Here is a 15,602-nt window from a genome sequence, read left to right as displayed (position 1 = left end):
TGACGAAAGATCAACGGTTGTTTTCTGCGCGGATGATCTGGATATCGTCCCAGCCTTCAGCCGTCACCGCGATCACGGCGCATGGGGTGGTCAGGGCTTGAGTGACGATCATGCCGGGGGCGGGTTCGGTCACTCTGACCCTGAGTTCCAGGGTCCCACTCCGAATTTCGGAGGCGTCCAGTGTAACGCTGTAGCCGCCGGTTGGCTTCTGTCCAATAGCCGCCAGAACGATGTGCTCTCGCTCAAACTCAATGTTTTTCAAAGACTCGAGGGAGAGGTTCCGACCGGGCAGGGCTTCCAGGCGCCTAACCTCCTCACGGCTTGTCAGATGAACATGACCCGGAGCGGTCAGACCGCAGTGTGCCGACTGGGTAATCTGGCGTGCCAGCGGCCCGCCCGCTGCAGTTTCAGAACGACTGCTCGCACACCCGGATGCCAGCAGCGTTGCAACCAGTAGAAATCCGGCGCGAAAGTAAATGGACATCAACGATTGGTCTCCAGGTTTCTCATTGGCTCAGCACTGGCGTTTCCATGGTTTTTCAGACGATAGCCCTCGAAACCGATGCGGGGCAATCCCATGGATGCAATGGTCGGGCGACGGAAGCTTGTGCTGAGACTGACTCCAGAAACCCGCCCTTCACCGATAACGATCTTCTCTGGCAGGCCATTTACCGGGTACTCGGCGCAAGCTTCACCACTTTCACAGATAAAGCCGTTGTTATCCGTGTCCGTTCCCGCAACCAGAAAATACTCCCCGGGCTCGATGTCATCGAACGAGAAGCTGTAGCTTCCGTCACGGGCAGTCACTACGCTCTGCTCAATGGTTTCGCGACTTTCATCAGGACTCACCAACAATACGTAATGGCGACCTGCGTCTCGCTCGTCAGCCAATGCCCTGAGGTCTATAGAGACCGGGATCTCAACAGTTCCTGAATCTCCCCCGGCACTGTAATCGATTTCGATGGTGGTGGCATAAGTCTGCCCATCGATAACGTTTCCCTCCACCACAGTGACTGCCACCGACCCCGGCAGAGGGCTCCCAGCTGAAAGTGCGGGTTCGAGACTGATCAGATCGGAATTGAAGGAAACACCGTTTACCAAAACCGATTCGCCGTCGGGATACACTGAAAAGTCGAGATCACGACTGAAACGTGCAATATCAAACTCGAGTGCTGAGGGCGAAGGCAAGACAATGGTACTGACCGAACCTTCAAGGGCGACGTCAACTGACTTGAGTGCATTCATCAGCCCGGCGCCGTATTCAACGCTGCTCCCGACGCTTTCTGTCAGCAGACCGGCTGCGAGCCAGGCGCGAAAGTTAGAGGGGCTGACGGTTTCACTATTCGCAGCTTTCATCAAGGCATATATACCCGCGACGTGGGGAGCCGCCATCGAAGTACCCTGCAATCCCGCGTATGAGCGGATAAATTCGCCGCCATCGTCAACACCCCAGGTGCTAATGACAAGATCGGCATTACCATCCAGATTCGCATCCCTGGTGGCATCCCCGCCAGGGGCAACAAGATCCACGGAACCGCCGAAGTTGGAATAAGATGCTCTCACCTTGCCCGCATCAACTGCGCCGACCCCAATCACTCGTTCAAAGGCTGCCGGGTAGGTCAATTCATCGGTTCCCTGGTTGCCTGCGGCTGCGACGACCAGCTTTCCGTTTGAATCCGCCCGGTTTATGGCAGCCTCCAACACGGTACTTGGACCAACGCCTCCCAGACTCAGATTGATGACATCGATATCCGGATTGGTTGCAGCCCAGTTCATCGCCGCCACCAGATCATCCAGAGTTCCTGCTCCGTCCCGGCCCAGTACCCGGACTGGCCACAGAGTGACATTGGGAGCCACTCCATCTACACCCTCGCCATTTGCCAGTGCCGCAACAATGCCGGCAACGTGAGTTCCGTGGAAGTTACTGCTCTGAGGTTTTCCGTCTCCCGGGTCGGCAGGATTGTTGTCATAGCCCAACTGATCATTGAACTGCGGATCAATATCCACCTCGGCGGACACATAATCCAGTATGCGGTTGGAATTGAACGGAACAACGTTCGCATCCAGATCAAGGTGCCATCCGCCGTAGGTTTGCGGGGTGGACGTAAACAGACCCGTGTCCATGACGGCAACGCCAACATCATTGCCAAGGTCCGGTGCGGCTTGCCAGGCAAGTGGAAGATTGATGAGCGGCAGATTCCATTGCAGAGATGAGAGATCCCGATCCGCCTGAGCGCGATAGATGTAATTCGGCTCAGCAACCTCAACCCCGGGCTGCGTTTTCAGGTCAGCGATCCAGCGAAGCGTCTGATCACGCAAGCCTCCCGGCGTGCTGGATGATTGGGAAGCAACGACACCGGCAGGGTCGCGCCGGATTAACCAGGCGCCCCGCCTCAGTGATTTCGCGGAGGACGCTGACAAAGCGCCGGCAAGGCCCTGCGAACTGAAACGACCCTGCTCTTCTGGCGACATCAACACAATGGCCTCGTCGGGCACAAACTCTGGCTGGCTGTATTGAGCATTCTGGAAACTGGTAACGCCGGTAGTCGAAACAGACAGGACGTATCGAAAAGGACCACCACCTGCCGTTCGGACGCTGATTTCTGCCGGCCCTTCAGCAGGCGCACTTACCATCAGAGGCGTATCGCCTGCTCCCGAATCTGAATCTGAGGCACCGCCCTGCTCAACGGAAAGTGTAATCGTAGGCTCGGCAAAACCTGCATCTTTGAAAACCTGTACGGCAATCGTGCTGCCCGCTGCCAGATCTGTGCGAAATGTATCCTGGCCGTCGATGACATACTCAAATATAAACCCGTCAGGATCCGGGTAGATGCCAGAGGTGGCACTCAGATAGCCCCCCAGAATACCGGTTGAAGGGATTAACTGCGCGGTGCTCGACGAATCATTGGAAACTGCTTCGTTCAGACGGCTGTCATCAGCTGTGTCCGAGTCCACCCGTGTTCCACTTTCGATCGTAATGGTGCCACTCAACCCGGGTTCCTGAGAATCCAGGCTGTTACCACTACCTCCTCCCCCACAACCCACCAGGGAAAGCGCAGCGAGGAAAAGCGGGACTGATTTTGAAAGTGCAGGCGAATTCATAGGTCAGGCCACTGGCAGCAGGTCAAATTTGATTCCCAGGTTATACCAAACACGATTCTCTCAAGTGTTCGGTTTCGTTCAAACTACGTTTCCCCTTGTATTCCAGATGCAAAAAACCGCCTGAAGTTTCCCTCAGGCGGTTCTGTTTATCTCATTGCAACGTTACAGCGCGTAGAACAGCATCGGCACGAACGCCACAAACAGCAGTGTCGGCCCCATCACGGCCAAAGGCAGCAGCAGCCGCTCATAGCGATGCCAGAAGGAACCGGTGCGCTCTGCCGCCAGCACTTCGGTCTCGCCCACCACCTGGCGGGTTAGCAGGTGGTTCAGCGCCACTGGCGGGCTCAGATAGCCGAGCTCGAATGCCACCAGGCACACAATCCAGAAGTGAAGCGGATCAATAGCCAGCTGGATCGCCGGCTGGGCAATGGTGGCTGAGACCAGGATCACCGCACCGAATGGGTCCATGACCATACCAATCACCGTGAGCATCACTACAATCACCAGCATGGCGACCCAGGGACTGGTTAAATCCTCCGGAAAGAGCGAATGAACAATATCCGAGCGCTCGAGGATACCCCCCAGACAAATGGAAAACCCGATCAGCGCAAGCAGTGCTCCAATATGCACCGCTGAATCGCTGGCCGCGGCGGAGCTACGGCTCCAGAATACCTGAGAGAGGGTCTGGCCCTGCTCCTCAGTACGGCGGCCGGAATCCAGCAACACCAAGGCGAGCATGACCAGCGGCAGAATCAACGGTGCGCTGTACTCGTTAAACTTCAATCCGAGAACCACCCAGATAGACACGATGACCAGGGCCGCCACTGCCACATAAGGCAGCAAAGCCCGGCTTTCAGCGAGGGCGGCGCGAAAGGCCCCCGGCGCCGGACGGGGCTTCCAGCTGCCCTGGGTCTTGCAGACAATCAGCGAAAAAAGCGTCGCTGACATGATGAAAACCCAGAAGCCCCAACTGTACATTTCGGTGGTCGTGACTTCTTTATTGAGGGCTGCGACAACGACAATCAGCAGGCATGGATTGAGAACCACCCCGAGACTGCCGGACATGGCGGTCGTTGCCAGAGACAGCTGGCGCCCAGCACCGGCTCGGCGCAGTTCGTCATAGACCACCCCACCCACGGCCAGGATGAATATACCGGATGCGCCGGTAAATGCAGTCGGAAAGGCCGTGGCGAAGATGATGACCGAAGCCAGCAGCGGTGCAGGCAGATTGAAAGGCTTAATAAGATTCAGCAGAAGCTCGGGAATCCGGGTCTGCTTGAGCATCATGCCCACCAGCACGTAAAGGCCAATGTTGATAAACATGGACGACAGGTTGGACATCATTCCGAAATAGATGGCTAGGCCCGAGGCATACCCGTCTACCAGGAAGAAGTAACTCATGGCGATCAGGCCCATGGCGCAATACAGCGGAATTACCAGGCCCGAGGAGGCGGAAAGTCCGCCGGGACGAATCCGTTCCGGGACGTTCAGGAACCGGACCGCATTGATCACCATGAACAGGCCGAAGACCCCGCCCCAGGCGTATTGGAGGCTCATTGTGTCTTCCGATCCGGGCGATGTCGCCAGCTTGCCCAGGTAAGCGTTCAGGGACACCACCATCAGACCGTTAACCACAAACTGCACACCCTGGCTCAACCGCCATTCGGCACGATTGCGGGGCAGGCGCAAGGCTATGTGGTCAGTGTCCAGTGCCGCGATGGCGGCGGCCATCGCGAACATTGCGATGAACAGGTACTTGGTAAGCTCAATGTTGTCCAGAAGGAAATCCGCCAGCCCCTGCTCTACCGCCTTGAAAGCGCCGAGAGCCGGCGTGGCATGGGCAAGGTTCTGCTCGTAGACATCGTATTGCTGCTGGCAGAGTTCCAGATTGCTCTGCAGTGATTTACGAATGGCTTCGGGATTGGGCGGTGAACTGAATAGGTCGTCCGGATCCGGCTTATAGTTGGCTACCCGTCGGGCCACCTCAGCATCAATGTCCATCGCCAACTGACACGATGGCTCCGTGGCATCCGGGTTGAGCAGGTAATAATTCGGCCAGGTCTGCTCACCAACCCAGAGCAGACGGGAATGGAGAGAATTGCCCATGCCCAGCAACAGGGTGAACAGCAGCAGGAGCAGCAGAACGGCCCCGTACATGCGATGTACGGGGTATAGGGTTCGTGCGGCCGGGGCGGTGATGGCTCGCCAGTTCATGATGGTTTTGCCCCGTTATTCGCGGTTAGCCGCGGTGCATTCGGCAGCAGCGGGGTTACTGGCACAACGAATCTTGCTGAGCAGCCCCATCATCTTCGGGTGATACACATCCGGGGCACCGTTCAATCCATCACGCATCTCGATCCGGTTCTCCCGGAACATCTCCTGATAGCCACGGATATCCTTTTCAGGGATGCGCACCCATTTCTCGTCAGGAATCGCCGCTTCCTGGCCTTCGATCAGGCCCATGGCCTGCGGGAACATATTCCAGGCTACTTCCCGGGCTTTCTGGGCGGTTTCATCATCGAGCACGTCATCCCGGGCGACCATCTGAAGCGTCAGCTGGGCCAGCGGATAGTCCACCACACCCCCGCTCTCGCCGATGCCTTTATAAAGTTCCAGGGCCTCGTAAGCGAAGGCCGGCGCATAGGCGGTATCCACAGAACCGTTGTTAAATTTGCCGGCGAAATTGGTGATGTCGGAAGGCACCACCGTGGCCTTGACGAAGTTCACCATGTGAATGGCGTCTTTCTGGTAATCGAGAGTCGCCATCCGCTTGCCCGCCAGCTCGCCGGCGGTATCGATGCTGCGATCGTTCACAAACAGATAACCGGCACCGACCGGAATGATTCCAAGCACTTCGTAGCCATTATCCTTCATCAACGGCGCTGCTTTGGGCTGGGCCAGCGTGGCCAACAGGGTTTTCAGGTTGTCGTAGGTGGGAAGGGCTCCCACGGCACTGATGCTGCCCGTGAACTTGTTGAATGGACGAATCCGGATGTCGGTGGCGGCAACCGCATCGCACTGCCCGGCATTGAAATCGCCTATGGCTACACCCTCGTCGGTGTAAGGTTTCAGCTGGAAATCCACGCCGTGACCTTTCATCTCCAGGGCATAGTCTTTGACAAAGTTGTAGAAGTCTCCATTGGCGCCGATGACATCGAATACACACATGGAGACAGACTGCGCCGATGCCAGAGGAGCGGCAGCGACAAGAGCCATAACAGTCAGGGATTTGCGGATCATAACGACCTCCGGGTCATTCTTGTGTTTGTCAGTTTTCAGAGGATGTCGGCCACCTGCCTTACAGCAGGTCGTCCAGATTCATGGTTTCGACGTTTTCGGTTTGCCGCTCAGGGCTCATCCTGCCGAAGTAGGATTGCGGCGTCCGATAGCCGTAGTTGGCGGTCCAGTGCTTGTCCGAAGAAAAGCGAACCACTCCGGCAGCAACTTCATCCACGAGACGGTAGTCGTCCCAGACCTCAATCGTTGCATCGGCCTCGGCGAAAGTGGCGATGGCTTCTTCAAGTTTTTCGGGCCGGCCAAAGGTTTCGGCGGCAACAGCCTGGAGCGCGTGCGGAACCCGCATGCCTTTTTCGACGCCCAGCTTCCTGCTGTGCTCCAGCACCTGCCAGGGATCCGGCGCCAGTGCCGGCCGGGTATCCGGCAGCAGCAGCCAGACCAGCGCCCGGATGGCATTGGGCATTCCGCCCCACTTTTCATTGTCCAGACAGGCAGCTGCACGCTCGGCCTGAGGCGCAATGTTCCTGGGTACGCCGGCCATAGCGCCGGAATTGGCATCGTTTACGATAGCCTGCATGCCGGTCAGCAGGCCCAGCAGGAAGGTGATTTCGTCCTGCTCGGTGAACAGGAACGGGCATTCAAGGGGTTCGGCGGCGGGATCAAACTCATAGGCTGCCATCGCTCTCTGAAAGGAGGCGTACCTGCGTTTCGCGGTCAGCGCATTCAAGCGCTTGGCCACTTCTCTGGCGTCCTTGGCCGCTGCCACATCACCCTCATAGTCTGCCCTGAGATAGGCGAGCTCAGCCTCCCAGGCTTCATACTCGGCGCAATTGCCTGCCAGGAGCATCAGCAAGGAGCCGGTGCTGTCAGGGGCATCGGTCACCCGTGAAAAGGAATAGAGCAACGGATCAACGCCCTCACCCAACGCACAGGCCATCTGGGCATCGGACATCTGCAATACGTAGGGTGTGGCCTCGCCCTCGGAGTAGTTGGAGAGTACAACGCCAGTGGTGGTGTAGATGGGATTTACCGAGCAACCTGCGAGTGCGGCAACCGCCGCCAGCGAGAGAGTCTTGAGGCGAGCCACGAAAAGGCGCGGTCCGAGCCTTGCCAGAGAGGAGATCATATTTCACCCTGCATCACGTTGTTTTTGTTTGCCCGATCTGAACTCGGTTTTTGTCAACGGGTGCAAGAATGCGGTGAAAACTGTCCTACAAAAATGGCTCGAATGCCGATTTTGTTATGCCGATCGGGCCAATGGCCTCCAGGGAATGGAATTGCTCTGGGTTTTATTGATTTAAAACAAAGACTTTCGAAAATGACACCGATTCAGAGAGACATCATGGCCATGACCTGATCGGTCAAACCATCCAGCGTCAGGCCTCCCCGCTCCGGCTTGTACCAGGTTACGGTCCAGCTGAGAGCACCGGTCAACATCCTTCGGACAACGAAGGGATCCGCCTTCAGAGCGCCTTCGCGTTTCAGCGATTCCAGGACATCGAGCCAGAGCTTCTCGTAGATATCCCGAAGTTCCAGCACTTCCACCTGGGAGGCGGCCGACAGACTCCGCCATTCGAAGACCAATACCGCCATGGCCTCGCCAGTCTGGCCGTTGATTGACTCTAACTCGGCACGGACAAGCCCCTGCAGCTTTTCTCTGTTGGAATCGGCAGCCTCCAGCGCCGCCTGCATTAGTGCGGTGTTCAAACGGATGGTTTCAACCATCACCGCTTTGAGGATCTCTTCCTTGGTCCGGAAGTGATGGAACAGGCTGCCAGACTGAATACCGACGGCGGCGGCCAGATCGCGAACCGTGGTGCGCTCATAGCCTTTTTCCCGGAACAGGCGGGCCGCCTCTGTGAGCAGGCGGCCGCGGGCACCATTGGGATCAGACACGAGGTTCTCGGCGATCAGGGACTGAAGGATCTTGTTCTGGCTCACTGAGGCTTTCCGGTTGGCAAAAGAGGCCTTTAATTCTACCTGAAACCTGCCTATTTACAAACCAAGCGCTTGCTTGGTATTGTCAATTCCATGTTAGACAAAACCGCGATTGCCCCGGGCATCGAATCGGTAACCATAGACAGGGCTTAAACAGGGCACAGGAACATGGCTGAATCTCAAAAAACTGTTCGCATCGGATGCTCCGCCGCTTTCTGGGGCGATACTGAGACCGCCGCCGCGCAACTGGTTCATCAGGGCAACATTGACTACCTGGTGGCCGATTACCTGGCCGAAATCACCATGTCGATCATGGCCGGGCAGAAGATGAAAGATCCGTCCCAGGGCTATGCAAGAGATTTCGTCCAGACCGTCATGGCTCCCCTGCTTGGGGACATCAAGGAAAAAGGCATCCGTGTACTGGCCAACGCTGGCGGCGTGAACCCGGTAGCCTGTCGCGACGCCCTTCAGGCCCTCTGCGAGAAGGCAGGCGTAGACATGAAGATTGCCCTGGTTCTGGGCGACGACCTGTTGACGAAAAAGAAAAAGCTGGCCGATATGGGCATCACGGAAATGACCTCAGGCCAGCCGATGCCACCCATGATGGTCAGCCTGAACGCCTACCTCGGCGCGCCGGGCCTGGTTGCCGCCCTGGAACAGGGCGCCGACATTGTGATTACCGGCCGGGTTGCTGACAGCGCTCTGGCGCTGGCCCCTCTGGTGCACGAATTCGGATGGAGCTGGCAGGACTACGACAAGCTGGCCCAGGGTAGCCTGGCCGGGCATCTGCTGGAATGCGGCGCCCAGGCTACAGGTGGCAACTTTACCGATTGGGAAGAGGTGGCCGGTGGCTACGCCAACATGGGTTTCCCGATTGCCGAAGTGAGTGCCGACGGCAGCTTTTTTATCACCAAGCCCGAGGACACAGGCGGCCTGGTAAGCCGGGGCACCGTGGCCGAACAGTTGGTCTATGAGATTGGCGATCCCAGGGCCTATCTGCTCCCGGACGTTACCTGCGATTTCACGGGCGTTGAATTGGAGGAAACGGGCAAGGACCAGGTTCAGGTTCGAGGCGCCCGGGGCCTTGCGCCCACGGACAGCTACAAGGTGTCGGGCACCTGGCCGGACGGCTTCAAGTGTACTGTCACATTCCTTCTGGCTGGTATGAACGCCAGGGCCAAAGCCCAGACCGTGGCCCAGGCCATCCTCGCCAAGACCTCTCGCATGTTCAGTGAGCGTGGTTTGCCCGATTACAGCGAGACCAGTATCGAGCTTCTGGGCACCGAAACCACTTATGGCGCTCACGGCCGGGGTGAGGATTGCCGGGAAGTCGTGGTCAAGATCAGCACGGCCCATCCCAAGAAAGACGCGCTTGTGCTGTTTTCCCGGGAAATTGCCCAGGCGGCAACGGGCATGGCACCGGGAATTACCGGAATTGTCGGAGGGCGTCCGACCGTGTGGCCGAAAATCCGGCTGTATTCCTGCCTGGTGCCTAAAACAGAAGTCGAGGTATCCGTGGATCTGGGTGGCGAGCGGCAGGCGGTTGAAGTTGAGACCAGCGGCGGCTTCGATAGTGCCGACCTTCCGCCACAGTCGTTCACTCATGACACCAGCGCCACCGATACCACTGTTCCTCTGGTGAAACTTGCCTGGGCCCGCAGTGGCGACAAGGGCGACCACACCAACATTGGCGTGATTGCCCGCAAGCCGGAATTTTTGCCGTTCATTGAAACCGCACTGACGGAAGCGGCCGTTGCGGAATGGATGGCACATACCCTCAATCCGGAAAACGGTCGGGTCACCCGCTGGGCCATGCCCGGTTTGCAGGCCATCAATTTCCTGCTGGAGCACAGTCTTGGTGGCGGGGGAGTCGCCAGCTTACGGATTGATCCCCAGGGGAAGGCGTTTGCGCAGCAGCTATTGGAGTTTCCGGTGCCTGTTCCTTCAAAGATCATCAACTAATAGACCATGGAGCACGCGCTCGGGCCGTCGCCCCCTCCCGGGACACGCTGTGAATACGTCCCTGTACGCTTGATCGCAGCATCCATGCTGCTCACAGTCCCGGGAGGGGCCAACAGCCCGAACGCCCGAACATTTGGAAAGGTTTTCGAGATATGAGCTACCAATCTGTTTTTCATCCCAACTTGTTCAAGGGCCAGGTGTTTATTGTTACCGGCGGCGGTTCTGGTATTGGCCGGTGTACGGCCCATGAACTCGCTGCCCTTGGAGCACGGGTTGCCCTGGTTGGCCGCAAGGCCGAGAAAGTGGAATCGGTAAAAGCAGAGATCACTGAGGACGGCGGCATTGCGTCCGCCCATGTCTGCGATATCCGTGAGGAGGAATCAGTCAAAGCCACGGTGAAAGCGATCATTGCCGAACACGGCGGTCTGAACGGACTGGTAAACAATGCCGGCGGGCAGTTCCAGGCGCCGCTGACCGGGATTAACCAGAAGGGTTGGGAGACGGTCGTTCGCACCAATCTGACCGGCGGTTTTCTGATGGCTCGGGAAGCATACACTCAGGCGCTGTCGAAGACCGGGGGGGCCATCGTCAATATCGTCGCAGATATGTGGGGCGGCATGCCCGGCATGGGACACTCCGGTGCTGCCCGGGCCGGGATGGTGAACTTTACCCAGACAGCGGCCGTTGAATGGGGCGCTTCCGGCGTTCGGGTGAATGCCGTTGCCCCGGGCTGGATCGCTTCCAGTGGCATGGACAACTACCCGGAACACATGAGGCAGTGGATTCGCAGCCTGGGCGATAACGTGCCGATCAAGCGGATGGGTACCGAATCCGAAGTCAGCTCGGCGATCTGTTTCCTTCTCAGCCCTGGCGCAGCGTTTATCAGCGGCGACTGCCTGCGGATCGATGGCGGCGCCTCCCAGGGTGGCCGGGTGTGGCCGTTGCCGAAGGCCAAGAATAACGAGCCCTACAACGGCTTTCACCGGGCCGTTACCCCGAAAGTTCTGAGCGACGACTGAGGAGCCTACCATGCAGGTACTTGAATCCACCGTAAGCTCCCAGTCCGAGGATTTCCGCTCCAATGCCGAGGCCATGGACGCCCATATCACCACGTTCCGGGATGTGGAACAGAAGGTGCTGGATCTGGCGGAAGCGGCCCGGGAGAAGTTCACCAAGCGGGGCAAGCTGCTTCCGAGGGACCGTATCAACCGGTTGCTGGACCGTGGAACACCCTTCCTGGAGCTGTGTTCGCTCGCCGGCTACAAGATGCACGATGACAAGGACGGCAGCATGGCCGGCGGCGGGATCATCGCTGGTATTGGTTGTGTCAGTGGCATTCGCTGCCTCGTCGTTGCCAGCAACAGCGCCATCAAGGGCGGCACCATTACCCCGGCCGGCCTGGACAAGACCCTGCGGCTTCAGCAGATTGCTATGGAGAACAAGCTCCCCGTGGTTTCCCTGTCCGAAAGCGGCGGCGCCAACCTGAACTACGCCACCGATATTTTCGTGCTCGGCGCCCGGGGTTTTGCCAACCAGGCGCGCATGTCCGCCGCCGGCATTCCCCAGGTTACCGTCGTCCATGGCAACGCCACCGCCGGCGGCGCCTATCAGCCGGGGCTGTCCGACTATGTGATCGTGGTGCGTGAGCAGGCCAAGATGTTCCTGGCCGGCCCCCCGCTTCTGAAAGCCGCCACCGGCGAAGTTGCCACTGACGAGGAACTCGGCGGTGCCGAAATGCACGCCACTGTGGCAGGAACCGCCGAATACCTGGCCGAAGACGACGCCGACGGCATCCGCCAGGCCAGAAATATCCTCGAGGCCTTGCCCTGGAACGAGCAACTGCCGCCGAAGCGAGAACTGAAATGGGAGGAACCACTCTACCCGGCCGAGGAACTCCTGGGCGTGATCCCGGCAGATTCTAAAAAACCCTACGACGTTCGCGAGATTCTTGCCCGAATCGCCGACGGCTCGAAGTTCATGGACTTCAAGAACGAGTTCGACGACCAGACCGTCTGCGGCACCATCCGTATCGAAGGCCATTCGGTTGGCATCATCGGCAACAACGGCCCCATCACCCCGGCCGGCTCTGCCAAGGCCGCCCAGTTCATCCAGCTCTGCGACCAGGCCGGAACGCCCCTTTTGTTCCTGCATAACACCACCGGTTTCATGGTGGGCACTCACTCAGAACAGAACGGCATCATCAAACACGGCTCGAAAATGATCCAGGCCGTTGCCAATTGTCGGGTGCCAAAGGTCGCAATTGTCATCGGCGGTTCCTATGGTGCAGGTAACTACGCCATGTGCGGCCGTGGCCTGGATCCAAGGTTCATCTTCGCCTGGCCCAACAGCCGAACCGCGGTTATGGGCCCGGCCCAGGCCGGCAAGGTTATGCGGATTGTGGCCGAAGACAAGCAGCGCCGCGGCGGCATGGAGCCGGACCCGAAGACACTGGATTTTCTGGAGCAGGCGACGGCCAAAAAACTGGAGGAAGGCTCAACGGCGTTGTTCGGAACGGCCAGATTATGGGATGACGGGCTAATCGATCCGCGGGATACGCGGCGCGTTCTGGCCCTGGTTCTGGACGTTTGCCGGGAAGCCGAGGCGAGGCAGTTGCGGCCCAATACCTTTGGTGTGGCCCGCCTGTAGGCTTTTTGGGTTTGGTGGGGCCCGCCTATGGGATTGCTTGTTTTGCGGGATGAACCGGTTGGGGCACCCTGTCCAAAAACCGCTACGAGCACATCCATGTGCGCTTGGCGCCGGCCATCCTTGGCCGTCGACATTTTTGGACAGGGTGCCCCAACCGGTTCTTCGGAATTCAGAGTTAACGCTTAAAACCAGCATGCTTTTCAGCGGCAGCATGCAAAAAACAACGGTAGGTCGGATTACGCCTTTGGTTAAGCCGACCTACAAAAACAAATAGCTGCCAGCGGGCAGCAACCAGTTTGCAGACGTAAGCGGCTGTGTGGGATCGGTTTCAGAAAATGTCGGCGGCCATGGATGGCCGACGCCAAGCGCACATGGATGTGCTCGTAGCGGTTTTCTGAAACCGATCCCAGACAGCCGCCACCCAAGTTAAAGAACGTGCACTAGCAAACAGAAGGCACGAACTAACAATCAGGAGAACAAGAACGTGAAATTCACAGCCGAACACGAAGCCCTCAGAAAAACCGTCCGCGATTTCGTGGAGAAGGAAATCAATCCTCACTGCGACGAATGGGAAGCGGCCGGGGAATTCCCGATTCATGAGCTATTCAAGAAACTCGGCAACCTGGGAATTCTGGGCATTCAAAAGCCGGAAGAATACGGCGGCATGGGGCTGGATTACAGCTACAACCTGGTGGCTGCGGAAGAACTAGGCATGGCCCATTGTGGCGGCGTGCCGCTGGCCATTGGGGTTCAGACTGACATGTGTACCCCGGCCATCTCCCGGTTTGGTTCCGATGAGCTGAAGCGCAGCTTCCTGGCGCCGGCCATTGCCGGTGACATGGTCGGGTGCATCGGTGTCAGTGAAGTGGGCGCAGGTTCGGATGTAGCGGGGATGAAAACCACCGCAAAAAAAGACGGTGACGACTACATCATCAACGGCTCCAAGATGTGGATTACCAACAGCCCCAAATCCGACTTCATCTGTTTGCTCGCCAACACCTCGGACGACAAGCCCCACAAGAACAAGTCCCTGATTGTGGTGCCAACAAAAACTCCGGGCATCTCCTTCAGCCCGCACCTGAATAAGCTGGGTATGCGCTCTTCAGAAACCGCACAGATTTTCTTTGACGACGTGCGCGTGCCCCAGCGCTACCGCATTGGCGCCGAGGGCACCGGTTTCATGATGCAGATGCTGCAGTTCCAGGAAGAGCGCCTTTGGGGTGCCGCCAACGTCATCAAGGCGCTGGAAAATTGCATCAACAAGACCATCGAGTACTGCCGCGAACGCAAAACCTTCGGCCAACCACTTATCGACAACCAGGTAATCCATTTCCGCCTCGCGGAGCTGCAAACCGAAGTTGAGGCCCTGCGTGCCCTCACCTATCAGGCCTGTGAACTGCACGTTGAAGGAAAGGATGTGACCCGCCTGGCGTCCATGGCCAAGCTCAAGGCCGGGCGTCTGGGACGTGAGGTTACGGACAGCTGCCTGCAGTACTGGGGTGGCAATGGTTACATGTGGGATAACCCGATTTCTCGCGCACACCGGGATGTAAGACTGGTGTCCATCGGCGGTGGTGCCGATGAAATCATGCTCGGGATTATCTGCAAGATGATGGGGACGCTTCCGGGCAAAAAGCGCGACTAAGTGCCTTAGGCTTCGGTGGCAGGGCTATCGGGCCGGATCAGGCGTCCCGGACACGCCGTGAATACGTCCATGTAGGCTTGATCGCAGCATCCATGCTGCTCACAGTCCCGGACGCCTGACCCGAGCCGATAGCCCCCAGACAAATTTCGTGGAGTCAGTTATGGATCAGCTACCACATTGCGAAACACTTCTACTGGAAAAACAGGGCCCCACCCTGTTCATCACCATTAACCGCCCGGACGTCCGCAACGCCATGAGTCTGGAAATGGTGGCGGAGCTCTCGGCCGTATTTACGCAAATCGAGAGCGACCTGCACATCCGCGCCGTCGTCATCCGGGGCGCCGGTGGTCATTTCTGCGCCGGCGGTGACATCAAAGACATGGCCGGTGCCCGGGGCCAGAAGGCAGCCGAGGGCGAGGCCGATCCCTTCTACCGCCTGAACCGAGCCTTCGGCCAGATGATCCAGCAGGTGAACGAATCCTCGAAAGTGGTCATCGCGGTCACCGAGGGTGCCGTCATGGGCGGTGGATTCGGCCTGGCCTGCGTCTCCGACGTTGCCATTGCCGGGCCGACTGCGAAATTCGGCATGCCGGAAACCTCCCTCGGCGTCATTCCCGCCCAGATTGCACCCTTTGTGGTTGAACGCATCGGCCTCACACAGGCCCGCCGGCTCGCTTTGCTCGGTTTGAGAATTGATGCAAACGAAGCATGCCGTCTCGGCATCGCACACCAGGCGGCATCTTCCGATGATGAACTTGAAGATATGCTGGGCAGCGCTCTGGATCGAGTTCGCCAATGTGCCCCGGTTGCCACCGCAGAAACCAAGGCGTTGCTGCACCGGGTTGGTCATGAGCCGATGAGCGGCCTGCTTGACAGCGCGGCTGAAAAGTTTGCTGAAGCCATCCGGGGCAGCGAAGGAACAGAGGGCACCATGGCTTTCATGCAAAAGCGGAAGCCAGCGTGGGCAGGCGAATCGGACTGATGCGGAGCGAGGGTGAGTGCCGTCTGGCTTCCAGAAAATGTCGGCGGCCATGGATGGCCGACGCCAAGCGCACATGGATGTGCTCGTAGC

The 15,602-nt window shown here is 58.3% G+C and carries 11 protein-coding genes; 5 read left to right on the top strand and 6 right to left on the bottom strand.

Annotated features, from left to right (window positions below; genetic code table 11):
• Window positions 1-10 precede the first annotated feature (10 nt).
• The 6 genes from WA411_RS10885 to WA411_RS10860 form a co-directional block, all read right to left on the bottom strand.
• On the bottom strand, window positions 11-484 hold the full coding sequence (locus WA411_RS10885; RefSeq protein ID WP_291906020.1) for a protease complex subunit PrcB family protein: 474 nt from the start codon (window positions 482-484) through the stop codon (window positions 11-13).
• Window positions 484-2,991 carry a S8 family serine peptidase gene (locus WA411_RS10880; protein ID WP_291906021.1) on the bottom strand — a complete coding sequence of 836 codons (2,508 nt, stop codon included), beginning with the start codon at window positions 2,989-2,991 and terminating at the stop codon, window positions 484-486. The genes WA411_RS10885 and WA411_RS10880 overlap by 1 nt, the downstream gene beginning before the upstream one ends.
• 273 nt (window positions 2,992-3,264) lie before the next feature.
• Window positions 3,265-5,316 carry a TRAP transporter large permease subunit gene (locus tag WA411_RS10875; RefSeq protein ID WP_291906023.1) on the bottom strand — a complete coding sequence of 684 codons (2,052 nt, stop codon included), beginning with the start codon at window positions 5,314-5,316 and terminating at the stop codon, window positions 3,265-3,267.
• 15 nt (window positions 5,317-5,331) lie between these two features.
• Complete coding sequence (locus WA411_RS10870) at window positions 5,332-6,342, bottom strand: putative solute-binding protein (protein ID WP_291906025.1); 1,011 nt, start codon at window positions 6,340-6,342, stop codon at window positions 5,332-5,334.
• 58 nt (window positions 6,343-6,400) lie between these two features.
• Window positions 6,401-7,465, bottom strand: coding sequence for a hypothetical protein (locus WA411_RS10865; RefSeq protein WP_291906027.1), 1,065 nt, complete (start codon window positions 7,463-7,465; stop codon window positions 6,401-6,403).
• A gap of 203 nt (window positions 7,466-7,668) precedes the next feature.
• Window positions 7,669-8,280 (bottom strand): TetR/AcrR family transcriptional regulator, encoded by a 612-nt coding sequence (locus tag WA411_RS10860; RefSeq protein WP_291906029.1) that lies wholly within the window; start codon window positions 8,278-8,280, stop codon window positions 7,669-7,671.
• A gap of 165 nt (window positions 8,281-8,445) precedes the next feature.
• On the opposite strand from WA411_RS10860, the gene WA411_RS10855 reads away from it, so the two are divergent.
• The 5 genes from WA411_RS10855 (at window position 8,446) to WA411_RS10835 (ending at window position 15,512) form a co-directional block, all read left to right on the top strand.
• Window positions 8,446-10,239 carry an acyclic terpene utilization AtuA family protein gene (locus tag WA411_RS10855; protein WP_291906031.1) on the top strand — a complete coding sequence of 598 codons (1,794 nt, stop codon included), beginning with the start codon at window positions 8,446-8,448 and terminating at the stop codon, window positions 10,237-10,239.
• A gap of 152 nt (window positions 10,240-10,391) precedes the next feature.
• Window positions 10,392-11,258 carry an SDR family oxidoreductase gene (locus WA411_RS10850; protein WP_291906033.1) on the top strand — a complete coding sequence of 289 codons (867 nt, stop codon included), beginning with the start codon at window positions 10,392-10,394 and terminating at the stop codon, window positions 11,256-11,258.
• Between the two features lie 10 nt (window positions 11,259-11,268).
• Complete coding sequence (locus WA411_RS10845; RefSeq protein ID WP_291906034.1) at window positions 11,269-12,885, top strand: acyl-CoA carboxylase subunit beta; 1,617 nt, start codon at window positions 11,269-11,271, stop codon at window positions 12,883-12,885.
• A gap of 484 nt (window positions 12,886-13,369) precedes the next feature.
• On the top strand, window positions 13,370-14,530 hold the full coding sequence (atuD, locus tag WA411_RS10840; RefSeq protein WP_209400803.1) for a citronellyl-CoA dehydrogenase: 1,161 nt from the start codon (window positions 13,370-13,372) through the stop codon (window positions 14,528-14,530).
• A gap of 160 nt (window positions 14,531-14,690) precedes the next feature.
• Window positions 14,691-15,512 carry an enoyl-CoA hydratase/isomerase family protein gene (locus tag WA411_RS10835; RefSeq protein ID WP_222465009.1) on the top strand — a complete coding sequence of 274 codons (822 nt, stop codon included), beginning with the start codon at window positions 14,691-14,693 and terminating at the stop codon, window positions 15,510-15,512.
• Window positions 15,513-15,602 lie beyond the last annotated feature (90 nt).

The sequence above is a fragment of the Marinobacter sp. CH_CUG1437-1 genome (assembly GCF_037029655.1).
Taxonomy (GTDB): Bacteria; Pseudomonadota; Gammaproteobacteria; order Pseudomonadales; family Oleiphilaceae; genus Marinobacter; species Marinobacter salsuginis.
This window is presented reverse-complemented; position numbering and strand designations above follow the sequence as displayed.